General features: G+C 75.5%; 1 protein-coding gene. It reads left to right on the top strand.

The window, feature by feature from the left end; translation table 11 throughout:
* Nucleotides 1-420, top strand: a 420-nt coding sequence (locus AC1DSF_RS31005) for an IclR family transcriptional regulator (protein WP_478184144.1), incomplete at both ends; no start/stop codon positions are given.

Consider the following 420-nt stretch of genomic DNA (forward strand, 5'->3'; position numbering starts at 1 on the left):
GACCAAGGCGACCTGCCTGGGCATCCTCGGCGTGCTGACCGACGCGGGCTTCGCGACCCGCGACGACGCCAAGACGTACGGCCTCGGCCCGGCCCTCCTGCGCCTCGGCTGGGCCGCCGAAACCGGCCTCGCATCGCTCGACGTCGTCCGGCCGCACATGGCCCGGCTGTACGACCGCGTCGGCATGCCGTGCGTCCTGGTGTCCGTGCACCAGGAGCACTTGGTCGTGGTCGACCGGATCGGCCCCATCGGGCCCGCCGACCAGCGCGACCTGGTCGGCGACCGGTTCCCGTTCGCGCCGCCGCTCGGCCTCGTCAACGTCGCGTGGGCCGACGACGCCACCGTCGACGCCTGGCTCGCCCGCACCCCGCTCGCCCCCATCGGCGTCGGCGAGGAGGCCACCCGCGACCTCGTCCGGGC

The organism is Variovorax sp. 01N429 (genome assembly GCF_056399425.1).